This window comes from Pseudoalteromonas sp. CuT4-3, from assembly GCF_035666335.1.
In the GTDB taxonomy this organism is placed as follows: domain Bacteria; phylum Pseudomonadota; class Gammaproteobacteria; order Enterobacterales; family Alteromonadaceae; genus Pseudoalteromonas; species Pseudoalteromonas atlantica.
Genome location: NZ_CP142030.1, coordinates 2,483,694 through 2,503,511, shown reverse-complemented (window position 1 = coordinate 2,503,511; position 19,818 = coordinate 2,483,694). Strand labels below are relative to the sequence as shown.

The window sequence follows — 19,818 nt, the reverse complement described above, 5'->3', positions numbered from 1 at the left end:
TATGCAGCAATATATTCTACTTAAAAAACTTAACGTACAAAATGCTAATGCGATTGCAGGCTTAACTTATGGTTTTCCTGCGATTACTAATTTTTTAGGTTTTGCTCATGCGCTATCACGGAAATTACCTGACAAGCTTAAAATAAAGTTGGGGGGTGTCGCAGTAATCAGTCATAAAAATAACGTCCATGTACGCCAACCTAAAGGATGGGGAGATTACGTTTTCGCTTTAACGCGAAACCCGCTTACACAACAAGGTAATACTGCCCCCATTAATGAAGAAGGTCGCATGAATATGCAAATCTCTTTATTGATTGAAGTGGAGGGGTTGGTTGCAGGCGATCAAACAACACTGCAGCTATTGCAAGAAGAGTTAAATAATTCAATTCCTTCCATGCGCCTAGCTGGTGGGCAAATAACGAGCTTTGAATCCTGTGAAGTGTTAAATGATGAACAGTCACAACAAAAAGCATTACGCCGCTTAATGCCGGGCTTTGTCTTGCTCGATAGAAGTGACTACCTCGAAGCGCACTTTTCAACACTGAAAGCTAAACAAGAAAATACAAGCTTATTTGATGCATGGTGCGATTTTGTCAAATTAAAATTTCAAGCCACGCCACTTGAAAATCAAAACAGTGAAAGTGAGCAAGTAGAGCCTGCGCAAGAAAACGAAGAAAGCACAAAAATAAGAGCCTCGTGGAAGTATGTTGTAAAGCCTAATGGTGGTTATTTAGTACCAATAGCTGCGGGCTACTATGCAATTTCAGAGCTTTATGCGGCCGGTGAAGTTGAAAACGTGCGCGATAAAACAGTGCCAGTCGCATTTGCAGAAACCGCGTATAGCGTTGGTGAGTGGCAAAGCGTTCACCGCCTTAAACAAATTAATAATGGCGTTTGGCGCTATACCTATCAGTACCCTTGGTATATTGCCAAAACAACTTCAACCACAACAACTATTTTAGAACCAGATATAGAAGTCCAAACAAGTGATACTGTATTTGACCCTGACTTTTAATAATAAACGGAGATTTAACCATGGCAGATGTAAAACTTAAAACCCCTTCAGTACTAGCGTTTGAAGCAAAATTGATCCCATCTGATGCCCTGATGTTTGCAGGGAATGTAGATGAAAATAACTGGCAACCAATTTTAGTTGGCGAAAAAGCAGTACGTGGCACCATTTCAAATAGACTAAAAGCCGCAATGGCAAATGATCCAGCGAAATTGGATGCAGAAGTATCAAAAGCCAATTTACAAACTGTTGATGTTGCCGCATTACCACACAGTACAGATACCTTAAAATTAGTCTTCACCTTACGCGTGTTAAGTAACCTACATGTTCCATCAACGTGTAATGATCCCGCTTATCAAAGTGCATTAGTTGAAAAAGTAAAGCAATACCAAATTTCAACAGAGTTTAAAGAATTAGCCAAGCGCTACGCGCATAACATTGCCAATGGTCGTTTTTTGTGGCGCAACCGTGTAGGCGCTGAAGCGGTAAAAGTGGTGGTTACTGCGGGTAATAAAGAAAATAGAAAGCAATTTACTTTTGATAGTTATGAGTTTAGCCTGCGCGATTTTGAAGAAAACCAACAAATAAATGAATTAGCACAAATCATTCAGCAAGGTCTTACCGAAGAGCATGCGTTGATCAAAGTTGAAGCTTATAGTCAGTTAGGGCAAGGGCAAGCAGTTTATCCATCACAAGAACTGGTGATGGGCGGTGGTAAGGGTGATAAGAGCAAGTTCTTATATCAATTGGATGGCCAAGCAGCAATACATTCACAAAAAGTGGGTAATGCTTTGCGTACCATAGATACATGGCATTCTGAAGCAGATGAAATTGGGCCAATAGCAGTAGAACCATATGGGTCTGTTACAAATCGTGGTGCAGCATACCGTCAACCAAAACAAAGTATGGATTTTTATAAGCTACTTGATGGTTGGATGTTAAAAGGTAAAGAGCCTGAACTTGAGCAACAGCATTATATTATGGCCATGTTAATTCGTGGCGGTGTATTTGGCGAATAAGGAGAGACCATGAATTATTACCAAGAAGTCACCTTGCTGCCCGATGCTGAAATTGCGCTAGGTTTTATTTGGAAAAATGTATTTCAACAGGTTCATATAGCACTTGTTGAAAATAAAATAGCGCCGAATCAATCAGCTATCGCGGTGGGGTTTCCTGATTACAAACAAACGAACTTCCCACTGGGTAGTAAACTACGCTTGTTTGCTAAAGATAAAGCAGAGCTTGAACAGTTAGGTATTAGCGAATGGTTAACACGCCTTGAAGATTATGTGCACGTAAAAGCCATTAAACCAGTACCGGCTGATGTAACTTATGTTTGTTTTAAGCGTACACATGTTAAGTCGGCTGAACGTATAGACCGAGATATGCAAGAAAAAGCAAAACGTTGGGCTGCTAAAAGTGGTCAATCTTTAGCGCAATGCTTACTTGAGCTTGAAAAGACAAAACCAGTAGGACACAGTAAGCTACCGTTTATCTTTTTGCATAGCCAAGAGACTAAGCGACGTTCTCCCCATAAAAATAGTAAGTTCCCTTTGTTTATTTCTAAAGTAGAAGTCAATGGCTCTGAGAATGGCACATTTGACAGCTATGGGCTCAGTGCAAAATCGAACGGTGAAAATAATTTTGGTTGTGTACCTCAATTTTAATCTATAAAGGGTGGTATGCACCTTTTATTTTTGCTCTTTAAAAATATGACATAAAAACAGAATGTTACAGCTTTTCATTTAAATAAGGTTAAATACATACTTTTTATATAATGGTTTGTTGTAACTTATTTTTATGCTGATATTCTGTTGTTCACTGCCGCACAGGCAGCTCAGAAAAATAAAAAACACTGACTTATCAATAGGTAGGCGTTCACTGCCGCACAGGCAGCTCAGAAATGTCCATGGCTTCAATAATAAATCGTTTAAAGGTTCACTGCCGCACAGGCAGCTCAGAAAAACCACTGGGTACCACCTCCGCTGTGCCGTCAATTCACTGCCGCACAGGCAGCTCAGAAAAAGAGCTTGAGCTACTAAATCAAGCAGAAGAGGTTCACTGCCGCACAGGCAGCTCAGAAATCAACAGGGGCTTGGTCAAACACAACCGCTAAGTTCACTGCCGCACAGGCAGCTCAGAAAAAAAAGGCAAGATGAAGCAGGAATATCCATCTGTTCACTGCCGCACAGGCAGCTCAGAAAATAAGCGCCCATCGTTGAAAGACTGGGTTAAGGTTCACTGCCGCACAGGCAGCTCAGAAAGTGCGGGTTCAACGATTTCAGACGACCAATACGTTCACTGCCGCACAGGCAGCTCAGAAAATGTGTTAATTACACGCCCTGCGTCGACTGAAGTTCACTGCCGCACAGGCAGCTCAGAAATCGAAGCGTTTGTAAATGCGATTGGTGTGCAAGTTCACTGCCGCACAGGCAGCTCAGAAATTGTCAAGATGACCCTTATGAACCTGTTGAACGTTCACTGCCGCACAGGCAGCTCAGAAATATTCCAGCAGCCCACGGACCCATGCCAACAAGTTCACTGCCGCACAGGCAGCTCAGAAATCAGCAACAAAGCCCACCGCTCCGGTGTTATTGTTCACTGCCGCACAGGCAGCTCAGAAAACTCTTTGAGCTGTCAGGGTCGCAGCCTATTAGTTCACTGTCGCACAGGCAGCTCAGAAATGCTTATCGAGTCCGAGCAACTTAGCTTTTCCGTTCACTGCCGCACAGGCAGCTCAGAAATTGTGCCCGCGCATCTTATAATGGTTCAGGTGGTTCACTGCCGCACAGGCAGCTCAGAAGAATAAAAAACACCGAGTTATCAATAGGCAAGCGTTCACTGCCGCACAGGCTGCTCAGAAATAAGAGCACCTTCATCTGTGTCACCTGTAAGCGTTCACTGCCGCACAGGCAGCTCAGAAAATTAACCGCTTGAATCTCGCCGCCCCACGCATGTTCACTGCCGCACAGGCAGCTCAGAAATTGCATTTCAGTAAATGAAACTTTGGCGTTTATGTTCACTGCCGCACAGGCAGCTCAGAAACGAATTAAAGCCGGTATTCGTTAATCTTATAAGTTCACTGCCGCACAGGCAGCTCAGAAAGCATCGTAAGTTGTACCGGCAACACCAATAAAGTTCACTGCCGCACAGGCAGCTCAGAAATTGATCAACAAATAACGTTCTATCTGCTGGATGTTCACTGCCGCACAGGCAGCTCAGAAATTCGGGTCGCGTCGAGTGTAAAACGTCGTTTCGTTCACTGCCGCACAGGCAGCTCAGAAAATACGATTTAGAGTCATCGCGGTTTGTATCGCGTTCACTGCCGCACAGGCAGCTCAGAAATGCAACAAGCACTATCCATGAAATATTTACTAGTTCACTGCCGCACAGGCAGCTCAGAAATGCCAACGATATAGGCGAAGTGTAACTACTAAGTTCACTGCCGCACAGGCAGCTCAGAAAACCTGTAAGACTAATTAACTCGTTACGGACTCGTTCACTGCCGCACAGGCAGCTCAGAAATTAGAAATAAAGCGGCCAAGTAGAGAGAAGCCGTTCACTGCCGCACAGGCAGCTCATAAAAATGGTTATTGGCTTTCTACAGAAATAGGTCTTCACTTTATAGCTGTAAAATATGGGTAAGGGGATTGGGAGTTCGATTTATTAAATGGTATGGTAAAAATTAATTGAAGGCAAAGTCATTGCATACACTGGAAGGTTTAATAAGAGATAGTAATATAGAATGGCCAGAAGAAACTAAAAAAGTAGAGCTGAAAAAAGACCCAAATGTAGATGCTGATAGTCTGTGGGAAGAAATGTAGGACAAAAAGTTATAAAAGTTTTATTAAACGAATTTAACGTAGGGGTTCGAATATGACACTTGTTTTTAGTACCATGGTTAGTACCATCAACCTCGTTTTTGATTTGGCATTTATAAGCAAATCAATGCATTGCATTGTCTACCAAGACTCCCCCAGCTCCACCAATACAGGTATTTAAGTTCGTTACTTAAAAACCATAAAAAACCGCCAATTTGAGCAATCAAGTTGGCGGTTTTTTTATGGCTTTAATTTATTCTGTGCTTGTAGTGGCTAGCTTCATTTTTATCGACCTTACTTTCATTTTAATACTAATAATAATAAGCGTTAAAAACGACATTAAGCTAATTAGTAGAGTTAAATCTAATATCGGTGACTTGGCGAGTTGTGTGTTTGTAGGCGTGACGGGCAAAGCGTCAGGCTTATTTTGTTGTTGCCTAATGTAGCTTTGGCTTATCCAATCAACGGCGTTTATCCATTGAATTTTATCAGGGTTATCATTACCAAGCTTGCTCATTACATGGGCGTCGTTATTAAGCGATTTAGCAAGGTTAATTAATTGCTCCCAAAATACATGTTCAGTGCCTAGCGCATCTATTTCTTGTAGGTGCTGCTTTAACCTTTCTGCGCCCATGCTGTTTATATTTGGTTGCTTTAGAATTTTTGCGTAACTGTTTATATGCGTTGAAAAACGAGCAAAATAGCTATCAATTTTTTGCTGCGCCCCTTGGTTAAGCTCACCTGTGTTGTGGGTGTTAGGCAAGGTGACTTCTGGGTGCTTTTTTTGTTTTGCTAAGTACTGCTTATAATGAACGTAATTTAATGTTGTTGAGGGCGAAGCTGATGAGCTGTCTATCATACTCATTTTAAGTGTGTTAAAGCTTATTACTGCTGAGCAAATAAGGCAGATGAATAATAAGCTATAACAAAAAAATAATGCGCTTTGCAGTGCTAATTTGGGCAAGGCAGCAGGGCTATTTACGCCGGATTTTTTAATGCTGGTTATTGTATTAGCTATGTTTTTTACTGCAGGCTCATTGTGAGCAACAACCAGTTTAGTACCCGCGGCACTTTGGGGTGCCCTTACACTTGCGTGCGGCTCTACTTTGGTGATTAAACCAAAACTTTTTAGTTTAGATTCTGTTTTAACTGCATCAATACTCGATAGGCCTTTTACGAGTGCGTAGGCTCGGCCATCAAATAACTTTACAGCGACATTATGGGGAATTTTTAAAAACTGACAGAGTTGCTCTTGTACGGTACTAATGTCAGCATTTTGGTGTAATTGACCATTAAAAATAATTTTAAATGAGGCGCTCACGCAATGTCCTTATTCGTGCAACTTCCATTGAGGAATTTTTATTATTGTTTTAACACGCTGTTAATTTACCAGATATAATAGGGGGGTTCTAGTATTTAGCCTTATTAAACTAGTAAAAAAGCCTGAACAAAATTTACTCTGTTGAGTTTTTAACGCATTGTTTTGTGGTGGTTTTATTGGAAGTGCTTGTTTTTCATGTTGTTTTATTAGGAACGCGATGGGTTTGCTTTTATAAAGCGATTTAAACGAGTTGTTTACATTTAATAAATATAGTGAAGCAAGGGAGGGCGCGTGCGATTTAGCATTTAAATACGTTGCCCTTTGCAAGAGGGTTTACAAAGGGCAACCAGAGTGTTTATTTTACAGCTGCTTTAATGGGCGTTTCGCCGTCAAATAGTTCAAAAACGCGGTTGCCATTAAATGCGTTAGTAGCAATATGTAATAGGGCATTGGCAACGTTTTCGCGGCTAATTTTAGCTTTAGAACGATCGTTTGGACGCTCGGTGGTTACTTTCATTGAGGCGCTTTCATCGGTCAGCCCACCTGGGCGCACTATGGTGTAGTTTAAGCCACTGTTGATAAGGTGCTCATCGGCCATATGTTTGGCAACTAAGTAAGGTTTTAAGTCGCTTTCAATTGAGTCTGGATCGTCAGCGCCAATAGAGCTAATCATAATAAAATGCTTTACGCCATGCTCTTTAGCATACGTTGCTGCTTTGGTGGCTGCCCATAAATCAATAAGCACGGTTTTATCTGTGCCTGTACTTCCGCCCGAGCCAGCAGCAAAAATAACTTGATCGCAATCTTTTAACGCACCAGAAAAATCTCCTTCGAGATCTTGCTCCACAATGGTTAAAAATGGACTATCTAAATCATCTAACTTACTTTTATCACGCACTAATGCAGATACATTTTGCTCATTGTTTAAAAGCAATTTGGTTGCCATTTTGCCAATTTGTCCGCTAGCGCCAATAATTAGGGTCTTACTCATAATTAATTCCTTCTCAATTTAGTGTAAAGGTATTTAGTACAAATAGACCTTGGGGTAGGCATTCGTTTTTAAAGGGTAAAACGCTGTTTTTCTCTACAAAGTGGTTATTTAAAAGTAAATAAAAATTGAGTCTGAACTGAGTATGAAAATCAGCCGCTTTTTACTGTGTTTATTTAGGGTGTGTTGACCTTTTTGGATTGAAATTTGTTCAATCTAGGGGCGATTGAATCGCGGCGTGAGCTTTGTAACCTAGTAGGCTCGGTAACTGCTCCTGCATTATTGTAATGACTTACATCCCTGTAAGAATAAGTAAAAAGCGAGTAAAGCTTCCACGTTCTGCTGACGCCCCTTACCTACATCCATGTAGGCAACTAAGAGTTTATCGTCCCTAGAAAGAACCCGTTGGGCAGCGCATATTCACCCACCAAAGGTCAACGTGCGCTAATCATTATGCTGACTTCGGTAACATAATTATGATGGTATAAACTGATGCGAACAGCATGGTTTTGGTAGTTATAGTAAAGGGTGCGGTAGTTATTATCGCCTTTGCTGTTAATGGGATCACCAAGGGCCTGCTGATAAAATTTAGAAATAGCATCAATAGAAGCAGCTAAATACCCTGTTCTAACCAGCGGGTATTCGCCAGTTACATCCATGGTGGTGATGAATTCTTCAGGTAAGGGGATGGCGGTTACGTCTTGGCTAAATGTGTTAAACGATATAGCGGCGAGTAATGTTACAGCACAGGTTAAAGCTTTCATTGTTATCCTTTTATTGATACCCATCCGCATTCATACATATGGTGCGCATTGGTTATATAATACCAGTGCGTAATAATACTTATTCATTTTTCGGTGCTAACAGTGTCGTTGCCTGTTTTAAAAATTCTTATTTAGAACAACTAAATAGCGAACTTTTTACCTAGCCATCAACACGTTTTTTCTGCCTCAAAATTGATCACTTAATTAAGCGGATTGGTATAAATTCCTTTTATGGTTATTATTTTACGCAAAAAATGAATGATGTCATTTAAATTTTATTTCGTATTAAATCACGCACTATAAAACGCGCAGGGTGAATGGCCTGGCTTACACGCTCGCTGAGTGGGCGTGGTTCAGTATTTAACGTGCTAATAAAGTGCTCGCTTAATAACGGTGCGCTGCATAATGCGCGCGCTCCAAATCCGGTAAAAATATGTAAGCCTTGTTGTGGCTTGCATAGAGGTGAGTATTGATAGCGTTTACCTAGGCGTAAATTAGCAAAGGCGGTGCTGTAATCGCTTTGCTCACACCATTGTCCTGCCATTGGTAAGTGATCTATAAACGTGCAGCGCACAGCTGCTTTAGCACAGGTAATGTCACCTAATGTGGTGGCAAAGTCGCTTTGATGGTAAAAGCTAAGTAATTGCTCGTGGTTTAGCTGGTTGTCTTTTTCTGTAACGACGCGACTTTTTGTGTTTTTTTCAAATGTAGCGCCCATACAGTGTTTACCTAAATAGGCGGGGGTAAAATAACCTTTATGGCACAACACAGTTTTAAGCTGCTTAGATTGTTCACTCGCTTGAATATGCGATACTTGACCACGTACCCCTACAATAGGTAATGCGTTTGTTTGTTCAAACGCATCGCTATGCTCACCTGCACATATTATTACATCACTAAAAGGGCCATATTGGGTATGCTTGTGGGTTAAATACCAGCCTGCATCGGTTTTAGTAAGTTGCTGTATATGGCAATTAAAATAGCTATTAATAGGGTTAAGGCTATTGGCTGCTTTTAGCATTGCCTCAACTAGCTGGGGTGGGTTTACCCAACCGCCTTGCTCAAAATAAACGCCGGGGTAGCCGGTTTTTACGCCTGCCAGTTTATCTCCTTGCTCTACAGTTACATTGCGCATTAAGGCTTGAGGCCATAACTGTTTTTGTTCTAAGTTTTGATGTTTATCGGCAAGAGGCTTTTTAACCGCATGTTGCAGTACACCGCACCAGCTATAATCAAAATTAAAGCCGTTTTTTAGTAGTTGCTGGTAACTGCGTTTAGCGTATAAAAAACTGTGCGCAAATAATTCACTATGAGGTGAATTTTTAGCTTGCAGATGGGGGTAAACCGCGCCTTGTACGTTATGTGAAGCGCCCATAGCTGGTTTTTCATCTTGGCAAAATAGGCTACTTTTAATGCCACGCTTAGCCAAACTGTGCAAAATACAGCTACTCGCAATCCCGCCGCCAATTACAGCAACATGCTCTAGCTTGGCAGGGGGTTGATCAAAGTACGGGGGCGATGACTGTGCACTATTAGCGTGTGCTAATTGGCCTATCAGCATTTCGCGTTTACGGCCAAAGCCTTTCGCTTTTTGCATGCTAAAGCCTGCAGCTATTAAGCCTCGGCGTACAAAGCCTGCAGCGGTAAATGTGGCAAGTGTTGCATGCTTGCGCGATATATCAACCATGGCATTAAACACACTTTGTTGCCACATGTCAGGGTTTTTACTTGGTGCAAAGCCATCTAAAAACCACGCATCGACCACCCCTGATTGCGGGTAGCTCATTGCATTTATTGAATCAAGCACGTCGCCAAAATACAAATCAAGTATAACTTGGCCGTTATTAAATTCTATGCGATGACAGCCGCCTAAGTTTATAGGATAGTGCGTTATTAATTCGTCACTAAGCTTGTTTAATGTTGGCCACGCTTGCAGTGCTTTTTTTAGATCATCAGCATTAAGTGGGTATTTTTCAAACGAAATAAAATGCAATCGCTTAACCCGTTTGTCTACTTGATTTTGAACTTGTTGATTGGCAAGGTGGTCATTAAAGTGTTGCCATGCATTTAGAAAGTTTAAACCAGTACCAAAACCGGTTTCGGCAATAACAAAATGCGTTTGGTCATGATTTTGTAACCGCGCCTGTATATTGTTTTGTTGATAAAACACGTAATGCGATTCAGCAAGGCCGTCGTCATTAGAAAAATAAACATCGTCAAAGTTATCGGCTACCGGTGTGCCTACTTCATTAAAGTGTATTTGGGCGTTTTTTATCATGACTTATTAAATTTTTAGACAGTATTTTTTAATTATTTTACGGGTTTTCTTTGAAATAGTCTGGCGTTATTTATAAGCTATTAAATTCAGAGTACAGGTGTACGCTAGAAAGCTGACCACTTAACACCTAAAAACAGCGTAAAATACACAGTAATTTAGTATCAAGCTAAGGGAATTACCCATGAGAAGAGCCGTAATTACGGGTATCGGTGTTGTATCAAGCATCGGTAATAACAAACAAGAAGTATTAGAGTCACTAAAAGCGGGCAAAAGCGGTATTGCTTTTAACCAAGAATTTGCCGATTACAACTTACGTAGTAATGTATCGGGCAAAATTGATATTGATGTTAAAGAACACGTAGACCGTAAAGCAATGCGCTTTATGGGTGATGCTGCTGCTTACTCTTATATTTCTATGAAGCAAGCAATTGAAGATGCTGGCTTATCTGATGAGCAAGTATCTAATGAGCGCACGGGTTTATTAGTTGGCTCTGGTGGTGGCTCTTCAAAGTGGCAAGTAGAAGCGGCCGATATTTTGCGCGAAAAAGGCGTAAAGCGTGTAGGTCCTTATATGGTTCCGCGTACGATGGCAAGCACGACATCGGCTTGTTTAGCAACGCCATTTAAAATTAAAGGCGTTAACTATTCTATAAGCTCTGCGTGTGCAACATCTGCACATTGTATTGGCCACGCTGTTGAGCAAATTCAATTAGGCAAGCAAGATGTTATTTTTGCCGGTGGTGGTGAAGAGCTCCACTGGACTCTTGCAATGGAATTTGACGCAATGGGCGCGTTATCTACCAAATATAACGAAACACCAGAAAAAGCATCTCGTACGTACGATGCAAACCGCGATGGTTTTGTTATTTCTGCTGGTGGCGGTATTGTTGTAGTAGAAGAGCTTGAGCATGCACTTGCTCGTGGCGCACATATTTACGCAGAAATTGTAGGCTACGGTGCTACATCTGATGGCTACGACATGGTAGCACCGTCAGGTGAAGGCGCAGTACGCTGTATGCGCCAAGCAATGCAAGGCGTTGATACACCAATTGATTATTTAAACACGCATGGTACATCTACGCCGGTAGGCGATGTTAAAGAGCTAGGCGCTATTCAAGAAGTGTTTGGTGGTAACTCGCCGCTTATTAGTGCGACTAAATCATTAACGGGTCACGCACTAGGTGCTGCGGGTGTTCACGAAGCTATTTTCTCAATTTTAATGATGGAAAACGACTTTGTAGCGCCATCTATTAACGTAGATGAGCTAGATGAGCAAGCACAAGGCCTTAACATTGTAACTGAGCGCCGTGATGCACAGCTTAATACTGTTATGTCTAATAGCTTTGGCTTTGGTGGTACAAACGCCACATTAGTTATGAGCAAATATAAAGGTTAATTCGTTTTCTCTTTATAGTGATTAAAAGCCGAGCATTGCTCGGCTTTTTAGTTTGTGTAATGGCTCGGTTGTTCGTTACAATAGCGCCTCATTTTGCCATACGGACTCCCCAATGAAGATTCTTGCCGATCAAAACATGCCTTTAGTTGAGCAGTATTTTGCAGACTTTGGTGAGGTAACGCGCTTTGATGGACGAAACTTAACACCCGATGCGTTAATTGATGTTGATGTATTACTTACGCGTTCGGTTACTAAAGTAAACAGTGACTTGCTTGCCCACGCTAATAAATTAAGCTTTGTAGGTACCGCCACTATTGGTGTTGATCATATAGATACACAGTTACTAAACGATAAAGGCATTGCCTTTAGTAGTGCCCCAGGTTGCAATGCAGTGGCGGTGGCTGAGTATGTAATAAGTAGCTTGTTTGCCTTAAGCCAAGAAAACGCAGCCCCTTTAAGTGGTCAAACAATAGGTATTGTTGGGGTGGGTAACATTGGCAGCTGTTTAGCACAAAAACTAAAAGCACTTAATGTTGATGTTTTATTATGTGACCCAATTAAACATGAGCAGGGCTTATTAGCCGAGCATGTTGAGCTTGACGAACTACTTGAACGCGTAGATGCGGTTACCTTTCATGTACCGCTGATTAAAACCGGTGAGCACAAAACGCATCATCTAATTGATGAAAAACGCCTTAAAGCGTTAAAGCCTGGGTTAGCAGTTATAAATGCGAGCCGCGGAGAAGTAATTGATAATCAAGCTTTGTTATCGGTTATGGAGCAAGGGGCAGACTTAGATTTGGTTTTGGATGTTTGGGAAAACGAGCCTAACATTTTAATTCCATTGCTTGATCATGTGCGCTATGCCAGCGTGCACATTGCCGGCCATACCCTTGAAGGAAAAGCCCGCGGCACACAAATGCTGTACCAAGCATTGTGTAAATTAAAAGGCGTAACCGCAGAAAAATCTCTTGCTGATTTTTTACCACAACCTGCTGTTACAAGCCTAAGTTTACAAAGCAGCTTTACTGAGGCTGATATTGCGCGTTTAGTGCATTTAATTTACGACGTACGCCGTGATGATGGCATTTTGCTGCGCAACTTAGCAAAAGACGGGTTTGATAGTTTACGTAAAAACTACCCAGTAAGGCGTGAGTTTAGCACTTTAACGGTAAAAGGGAGTGCACAGCATACAGATGCACTCGCTCAGCTTGGCTTTAACACCGCAAACTAATTTAACTAGTAGTGTTGTTTTAACACTGCTTAAAGAGGATAAAATATGTCGCAAAAATATAACGTTGCTGTACTTGGCGCTACAGGCTTAGTAGGTCGTCAAATTATTGAAACCCTGGAAGATCGTAAATTTCCGGTAGACCAACTTTTTTTACTAGCCAGTAGCCGCAGCGCAGGTGAAGACATAAAGTTTCGTGGTGAAACCATTGAAGTGCAAGACGTAGAAGGCTTTGACTTTAGCCAAGCACACATAGGTTTGTTTTCAGCTGGTGGCAGTGTATCAGAAAAATACGCGCCAATTGCAGCCGATGCGGGCTGTGTTGTAATTGATAACACCTCACATTTTAGAAATGACTTTGAAGTACCGCTAGTGGTACCAGAAGTTAATGCAGCAAGCCTTGAAGACTTTAGAAACCGCAATATTATTGCAAACCCTAACTGCTCTACTATTCAAATGATGCTAGCGCTTAAACCAATTTACGATGCTTATGGTATTGACCGCATTAATGTATCTACCTACCAAGCTGTATCTGGTGCAGGCAAAGAAGCCGTAGATGAACTAGCAAAGCAAACAGCTAATTTAATGAATGCTCGCCCAATGGAAAACGAAATTTTTCCTAAGCAAATTGCATTTAACGTTATTCCTCAAATAGATACCTTTGAAGATAACGGCTACACGCGCGAAGAAATGAAAATGGTAAACGAGACGCATAAAATTTTGGGCGATACCACTATTGCTGTTAACCCAACCTGTGTACGTGTACCTGTATTTTTTGGCCACTCTGAGTCAATCAACATTGAAACACGCATGCCGTATGACTTTGAACACGTTAAACAGCTTTTAAATGATGCCCCAGGAGTCGAGCTTATTGAAGATGAGGGCGATTATCCAACTGCGGTTTCAGATGCCAGTGGTAATGATACAGTTTACGTTGGCCGCTTACGCGCTGATATTTCGCACCCTCATGGTTTAAATATGTGGGTTGTAAGTGATAACACCCGTAAAGGGGCTGCCACTAATAGTGTGCAAATAGCGGAAGAGTTAATCGCTAACTACTTATAAATACTCGCTAATATTGTGTGTAAATTAAGCGGCAAACTTTTATAGTTTGCCGCTTTTGTATTTAAGGGAGCCAAATTATTGCCGCTTAGCGTTGCTACAAACTAAACGCCTTGATCTATCACGATAAAATAGTATTAAGAATAAAGTTTTAAGGTATTTATTTTCAAAGCGTTGCAATGGATATTAGGCCGCAACTGGTTTATAGTTTGTAACTGGAATAGAGCTTGCAATAAAAATAGATTGTAATAACAAATGTAGATCAGCTATTTGGCTGGTTACGGCAAGAATAATTAATGTTGAGCAGCTAAATAAATAGCAAATCATTTAACATTTACACATTAAAGGATCAGCATGCGCGGTTTAGCTTCACTTATTATATTAGCGTCTGCATTGGTAGTAACTCCAATTTACTCTCAAGACAGCACCCAATTAAAGGGGCCAAAAGGCGCTGACTATGGTGCGCAAGGGCGATCAATAGGGCCTATAAAGCCAACCGATACACTATGGCGTATTGCTGCCAAAGTACGCCCAGATAACTCAGTTAGTATTTACCAAGTTATGCAAGCCTTGTATAACAAAAACCCTAATTCTTTTTTAGAACAAAACCTAAACCACATGCAAAGTGGTGCATATTTAAAAATACCCACCTTAGCGGAAATTAGACGCGTAGATCCACAGCTTGCTAAACAACGCTCAGAGCAAGATGACGCGCTGTGGGGAAAAAAGAAAAATGGCACACTAACCACCAGTGAAATTAACGCCGCGCAAACTAAAGTAACACAAGCACGTAAAGCCGATGTTGACGACGCTAAAAAAGAAATTCAAAAAGAATTAAATGAAATAAAAACGCAGCAAGGTAATAAGCTTGTAGAGCTGCAGCAGCAATTTAAAAGCTCGGTTAATAATGTAGAAGAAATATTAGCTGAGAATAATAATCTCAAAAAACAATTGTCGGGTATTTCAAAAGAGCTCGCCAATGTAAAAGAACAGCTAGGTCAAGACAGCGAAATTCAAAAACAGCTAAAAGAGCTAATAGAAAAACAAAACGAAATAATAGCTCAGCAAAAAGTGCAAGAAGTACCAAAAGAAGAACCTTTTGACCTAGGCGCTTTAATGTCTAACCCACTTGTACTTATTTTATTAATGACCATTCCTGCGTTATTAATTATTTTTGCTGTGGTGATGTTTTTACGAAAGCGCGCCAACAAAGACGAAGAAACTCAAGATGACGATGATTTTCTGCCACAAACGCCCAGCTTTACCGAAGACGAGCCGCAAAGTAATGATGCGTTAGACGATCCAATCATTCCTGACCCTCTTGATGATTTAGATATTCAACTAGATGACAATCATAGCAGCGATATTTTGCCAGAGGATGATATTGCATTTGATGATTCTCTCGATGATGCGTTAGACGATGAATTTTCTGATTCAGAAAACTTGCTCGATCAAGACGAATTAGAAAGCCTATTAAGTGATGATATTGTTTTTGATGACGAAGGCAGTGAAGGGGACGAGTTAGACGTTTTCATGCAGCAGGGCTTTGATGAACCTGTAGATGAAAAACAAGATGATGAAATTGACCTTGATTTAGATGATACAAAAGATTCGGACGATATTTTAAGCAGTGACGACCTAGACGATTTATTTGACGAGGACGATAGCCTGCCTGAAATTGACTTGCCTGAGGTTGAGCAACCTACCGAGGATAGCAGCTTAGAAAGTAATGATGAGTTGGCCGCCTTAAGCGAAGAGCTAGCCCAAGAAGAGGATGATGACTTTGATATTGATGAATTATTAGATCAACAAGCTGATAAAGAATCACCAAAAGACGATGACTTTGATTTAGACGACATAGACAGCTTAATTGATGAAGCCGGCGGTACAACCGAAGAAACACCTACTGATGCTGCGCTGGTTGAAGAAAACGATGACTTTGATTTAGACGACATAGACAGCTTAATTGATGAAGCCGGCGATACAACCGAAGAAACACCTACTGATGCTGCGCTAGTTGAAGAAAGCGATGACTTTGATTTAGACGACATAGACAGCTTAATTGATGAAGCCGGCGATACAACCGAAGAAACCCCTGCTGATGCGCTGGTTGAAGAAAACGATGACTTTGATTTAGACGACATAGACAGCTTAATTGATGAAGCGGGCGATGCACCTGATGAAACCCCTGCTGATGCGCTAGTTGAAGAAAGCGATGACTTTGATTTAGACGACATAGACAGCCTAATTGATGACGCAGGCGATGCACCTGATGAAACCCCTGCTGATGCGCTAGTTGAAGAAAGCGATGACTTTGATTTAGACGACATAGACAGCCTAATTGATGACACAGGCGATACACCTGAAGAAACCCCTGCTGATGCGCTAGTTGAAGAAAGCGATGACTTTGATTTAGACGACATAGACAGCTTAATTGATGAAGCGGGCGATGCACCTGATGAAACCCCTGCTGATGCGCTAGTTGAAGAAAGCGATGACTTTGATTTAGACGACATAGACAGCTTAATTGATGAAGCCGGCGATACAACCGAAGAAACACCTACTGACGCGCTAGTTGAAGAAAGCGATGACTTTGATTTAGACGACATAGATAGCCTAATCGATGAAGTTGAAGATTCACCTGCCGCTCAAGTAGCAACAGATAATGATACAGAGCGAGATATTGATAGCGCATTAGCTGATTCAGTCGAAGATCTAGCTGATGCACAGCAAGATTTTGACGAAGATGATATTGAAACCTTAGCGTCTTCACTTATTGATGAGCCAGAGCTTGCAGAAGAACCAGAGCTTCTCGAGGAACCAGAGCTTGTAGAAGAACCAGAGCTTGAAGAGGAGCCTGAGCTTGTAGAAGAACCAGAGCTTGCAGAAGAACCAAAGCTTGTAGAAGAGCCTGAGCTTGTAGAAGAGCCTGAGCTTGAAGAGGAGCCTGAGCTTCTCGAGGAACCAGAGCTTGTAGAAGAGCCTGAGCTTGCAGACGAGCCAGAACTTCTCGAGGAACCAGAGCTTGAAGAAGAACCCGAGCTTGCAGATGAGCCAGAGCTCGAAGAAGAGCCTGAACTTCTCGAGGAACCAGAGCTTAATGCTGACTTGCTTGAAAACACTGACTTTACAGATAGTTCAGAAACGTTACTCGACCCAGAAGATGCACAGGAAGAGTACACTGACGATACCCTAAAAAGTGTTGATGAATTACTCAACGAGCTACAGCAGGCTACAGACGAAGACTATGTTGAAAACCCTGATTGGGCGTTAGATGATCTTGATGATGACATTGAAGAGGTAGAGGTTGATTTAGGTGACGATCCGCTTGATTCACAAGAAACACCAGCGAGTCCGCTTTTAGATACTCAACCTGAAAATGATGCTGTAAATGATACGCTTAGTGATGATATAGACTTTTCAGATGATAAGCCCGAGACGTTAGATGTAACAGAGCAACAGCAATATCTTCCTGATGAGTTATTGGGAGATGAGCTTGATGGTGATGCAACAGGCATGCAGCCAAGCCAAGCTGAACAAGACTTAGCAAACGCACTTTCAGGCAGTGAATTAGATAGCTTAGAAGACGACTTTGATGATGAGTTACTCATTGATAACGATTTTTCAGAGCCAGAGCTTGAGCCGAAGCATACCGATGATATAGGTGCAGATGATAACCACGCTCAAGTGCCGTCATCACTAGATGAATTAACTGATAATGAAAGCAAGCGAGATTTATCTGAAAATACGGATGAAGACGAAGGGGTTTTCGATGATGATTTATTGCAAAGCGTTGATGAGCTAGACGACGAGCTCAATGCTTTATTAGATGAGCAAGTAACTCCAAGTGAAGAACTTGACGAGTACCCTGAGTTAGAGCTTGATAACGATGACGAAATTGATTTAGATGATCAGCAATCATATAGTCCGCAAGAATTACAAGGTGATGAACTTGATGGGCAAGCAAGCGGTATGGCGCCAAGCCAAGCTGAGCAAGATTTAGCAAATGCACTTGCTGGTAACACTGGTATTGATGCGTTAGAAGCCGACCTAGATGACGAGCCGCTGATTGACGATGAGCTTGATGCGCCTTTACCGCAAGAGGAACCTTTAGGTGAGGCGAAAACAACGGATAGTGCGCAGGAACAGCCTGATTTTGACGATGCAATTTTAGAACAAGCACTTTCAGAAGACGTTGAAGATGAAATAACAAATTCGCAATTAGAAGCCGAGCTAACACAGGCTGCTGATGATCAAACTAATGAAGACGTTATACCCGACGAGCAGCTAGACGATGAGTTTATGGCTGACTTAACGCAAACCGATTTTGATGCGTTGCTTAGTGAGTTAGGTGAACCGGATGAGTTAAATTTAGAAGATAGCAGCGAATTTGATGTCGACTTTGATAGCCTATTAAACGAAGACTTAGACACTGAAGTTGAAGCGAAAGCGGTGCAACAAGAGCCTTCGCAAAATGCTCAGCAGGCTACAACCGATGATTTTGTTGATATTGACGCGCTACTTGAACAAAGCAATGACTCAGTACTTGAGCACGAACCCTATGACGAGGTTAATATGGATGTAGGGTTAAGTGACTTTGATTCGTTACTTGCAGGCGATAACCCAACAGATGTTGACTTAGAAAGCGGTGGTTATTCTGCCAAGCTTGATTTGGCACGAGCATACATTGAAATTGACGACTTTGACTCAGCCCTTAAAGTGATTGAAGATGTTATTGAAAGTGGCCCTGAAGATGTACAAGAAGAAGCGCAAAGTTTAAAAGCTAAACTTAACTAGAGCATTCATGATTAAAAAAACCGCATTAGCTTTGTTAATGCGGTTTTTTTATAGGTACGAATAACTCTAACCTATAAAAGCACTTAATTAGTTTTAGATGTTTATTAAACCCAAGACGTTAAAAGCTCACTAACTTATCGCTGTGTTTTATTGGGGTAAAATAAATTACTTAATTTTGCGAATAACTATAAATAGACGAGGTTACTTTTATTGCACCGCGAGATAGCATAAAATGCCCCGTTCATTAGCACAGTAGGTAAAGCAGTAATTATGCGAGTAGCACTTGGAGTTGAATACAACGGCGCACGTTACAGTGGGTGGCAACGTCAGTCTCATGTAAATAGCGTACAACAAGAAGTAGAAAAAGCGTTGTCGAGCATTTGTAATCATCCGGTTGAAATAGTGTGTGCGGGCCGCACAGATGCAGGTGTACATGGCACTGGTCAAGTTGTACACTTTGAAACCCATGCTCCCCGTGAGATGGTTGCATTTACTATGGGAATGAACACGTTACTCCCTAAAGATATAGCGATTCGTTTTGCACAACCTGTTAGTGAAGACTTTCATGCACGCTTTAGCGCAACAGCGCGTCGTTATCGTTATGTTATTTATAATTACGCTTATAGAGGCGCAGTTATGAATGAAGGCGTTACGCACTTTCATCACCCACTTGATGAAACGAAAATGCAAGAGGCGTGTCAGTACTTAATTGGCGAGCACGACTTTACCTCTTTTAGAGCGCTGCATTGCCAAGCTAATACAGCAAACAGAACTATTCATCATTTATCGGTACAACGCCAGGGCGATTACGTTATTATTGATATTAAAGCGAACGCTTTTTTACACCATATGGTGCGTAATATTACCGGCTGTTTAATGGATATAGGCCTACACAAGCACCAACCTGTATGGTTAAAAGAGCTATTAGATTTAAAAGAGCGTGCTAAAGCCAGTGCCACAGCAAAAGCCGCGGGTCTTTATTTAGTAGATGTAGATTACCCAGAACACTTTAATATTCCTAAAACCCCACTAGGGCCATTATTTTTACCTGACTCGAAATGTTAGTGTTGAATTTATAAGCGTTTATCTAACTACTAAGACCAGTTTTTTATACCGTGTTTGTGTAATTCATGTTTTAATTGAAAAAA

At 41.4% G+C, this 19,818-nt stretch carries 12 protein-coding genes and 1 CRISPR repeat array; of the genes, 8 read left to right on the top strand and 4 right to left on the bottom strand.

Annotated elements, in window-relative coordinates:
• Position 1 precedes the first annotated feature (1 nt).
• From csy2 to cas6f, 3 genes are read left to right on the top strand one after another with little or no spacing between them, the layout of a single operon-like run.
• On the top strand, positions 2 to 1,015 hold the full coding sequence (gene csy2 / locus VOI46_RS11525) for a type I-F CRISPR-associated protein Csy2 (RefSeq protein WP_324738022.1): 1,014 nt from the start codon (positions 2 to 4) through the stop codon (positions 1,013 to 1,015).
• A 20-nt stretch (positions 1,016 to 1,035) separates the two neighbouring features.
• On the top strand, positions 1,036 to 2,031 hold the full coding sequence (gene csy3, locus VOI46_RS11520; protein WP_033102946.1) for a type I-F CRISPR-associated protein Csy3: 996 nt from the start codon (positions 1,036 to 1,038) through the stop codon (positions 2,029 to 2,031).
• Positions 2,032 to 2,040: 9 nt separating this feature from the next.
• Positions 2,041 to 2,679 (top strand): type I-F CRISPR-associated endoribonuclease Cas6/Csy4, encoded by a 639-nt coding sequence (cas6f, locus tag VOI46_RS11515; RefSeq protein WP_324738021.1) that lies wholly within the window; start codon positions 2,041 to 2,043, stop codon positions 2,677 to 2,679.
• A 149-nt stretch (positions 2,680 to 2,828) separates the two neighbouring features.
• Positions 2,829 to 4,597: a CRISPR direct-repeat array (repeat unit 28 nt; unit sequence GTTCACTGCCGCACAGGCAGCTCAGAAA).
• 489 nt (positions 4,598 to 5,086) lie between these two features.
• Here the strand turns inward: cas6f and VOI46_RS11510 are convergent.
• From VOI46_RS11510 to mnmC, 4 genes are all read right to left on the bottom strand, one after another.
• Positions 5,087 to 6,154, bottom strand: coding sequence for a hypothetical protein (locus VOI46_RS11510; RefSeq protein WP_004588389.1), 1,068 nt, complete (start codon positions 6,152 to 6,154; stop codon positions 5,087 to 5,089).
• Positions 6,155 to 6,509: 355 nt separating this feature from the next.
• Complete coding sequence (locus VOI46_RS11505) at positions 6,510 to 7,145, bottom strand: NAD(P)-binding oxidoreductase (RefSeq protein WP_004588390.1); 636 nt, start codon at positions 7,143 to 7,145, stop codon at positions 6,510 to 6,512.
• 431 nt (positions 7,146 to 7,576) lie between these two features.
• Positions 7,577 to 7,906: a hypothetical protein gene (locus VOI46_RS11500; protein WP_004588391.1), complete on the bottom strand. Its 330-nt coding sequence runs from the start codon at positions 7,904 to 7,906 to the stop codon at positions 7,577 to 7,579.
• Between the two features lie 268 nt (positions 7,907 to 8,174).
• The gene (gene mnmC / locus VOI46_RS11495; protein WP_004588392.1) at positions 8,175 to 10,184 is read right to left on the bottom strand and encodes a bifunctional tRNA (5-methylaminomethyl-2-thiouridine)(34)-methyltransferase MnmD/FAD-dependent 5-carboxymethylaminomethyl-2-thiouridine(34) oxidoreductase MnmC; all 2,010 of its coding nucleotides are present in this window, start codon (positions 10,182 to 10,184) and stop codon (positions 8,175 to 8,177) included.
• Between the two features lie 181 nt (positions 10,185 to 10,365).
• Here mnmC and fabB point away from each other — a divergent pair, with 181 nt between their 5' ends.
• From fabB to truA, 5 genes are all read left to right on the top strand, one after another.
• Positions 10,366 to 11,580 carry a beta-ketoacyl-ACP synthase I gene (gene fabB / locus VOI46_RS11490; protein WP_004588393.1) on the top strand — a complete coding sequence of 405 codons (1,215 nt, stop codon included), beginning with the start codon at positions 10,366 to 10,368 and terminating at the stop codon, positions 11,578 to 11,580.
• A 112-nt stretch (positions 11,581 to 11,692) separates the two neighbouring features.
• Entirely contained in the window at positions 11,693 to 12,814 is a 1,122-nt protein-coding gene (locus VOI46_RS11485; protein ID WP_004588394.1) for a 4-phosphoerythronate dehydrogenase, read from the top strand.
• Positions 12,815 to 12,859: 45 nt separating this feature from the next.
• The gene (locus VOI46_RS11480; RefSeq protein ID WP_004588395.1) at positions 12,860 to 13,876 is read left to right on the top strand and encodes an aspartate-semialdehyde dehydrogenase; all 1,017 of its coding nucleotides are present in this window, start codon (positions 12,860 to 12,862) and stop codon (positions 13,874 to 13,876) included.
• 351 nt (positions 13,877 to 14,227) lie between these two features.
• Positions 14,228 to 18,670, top strand: a complete 4,443-nt coding sequence (locus tag VOI46_RS11475; RefSeq protein ID WP_324738020.1) for a FimV/HubP family polar landmark protein — start codon at positions 14,228 to 14,230, stop codon at positions 18,668 to 18,670.
• 270 nt (positions 18,671 to 18,940) lie between these two features.
• A complete protein-coding gene (truA, locus tag VOI46_RS11470; RefSeq protein ID WP_004586881.1) occupies positions 18,941 to 19,735 on the top strand; it encodes a tRNA pseudouridine(38-40) synthase TruA in 795 nt (264 codons plus the stop codon).
• Positions 19,736 to 19,818 lie beyond the last annotated feature (83 nt).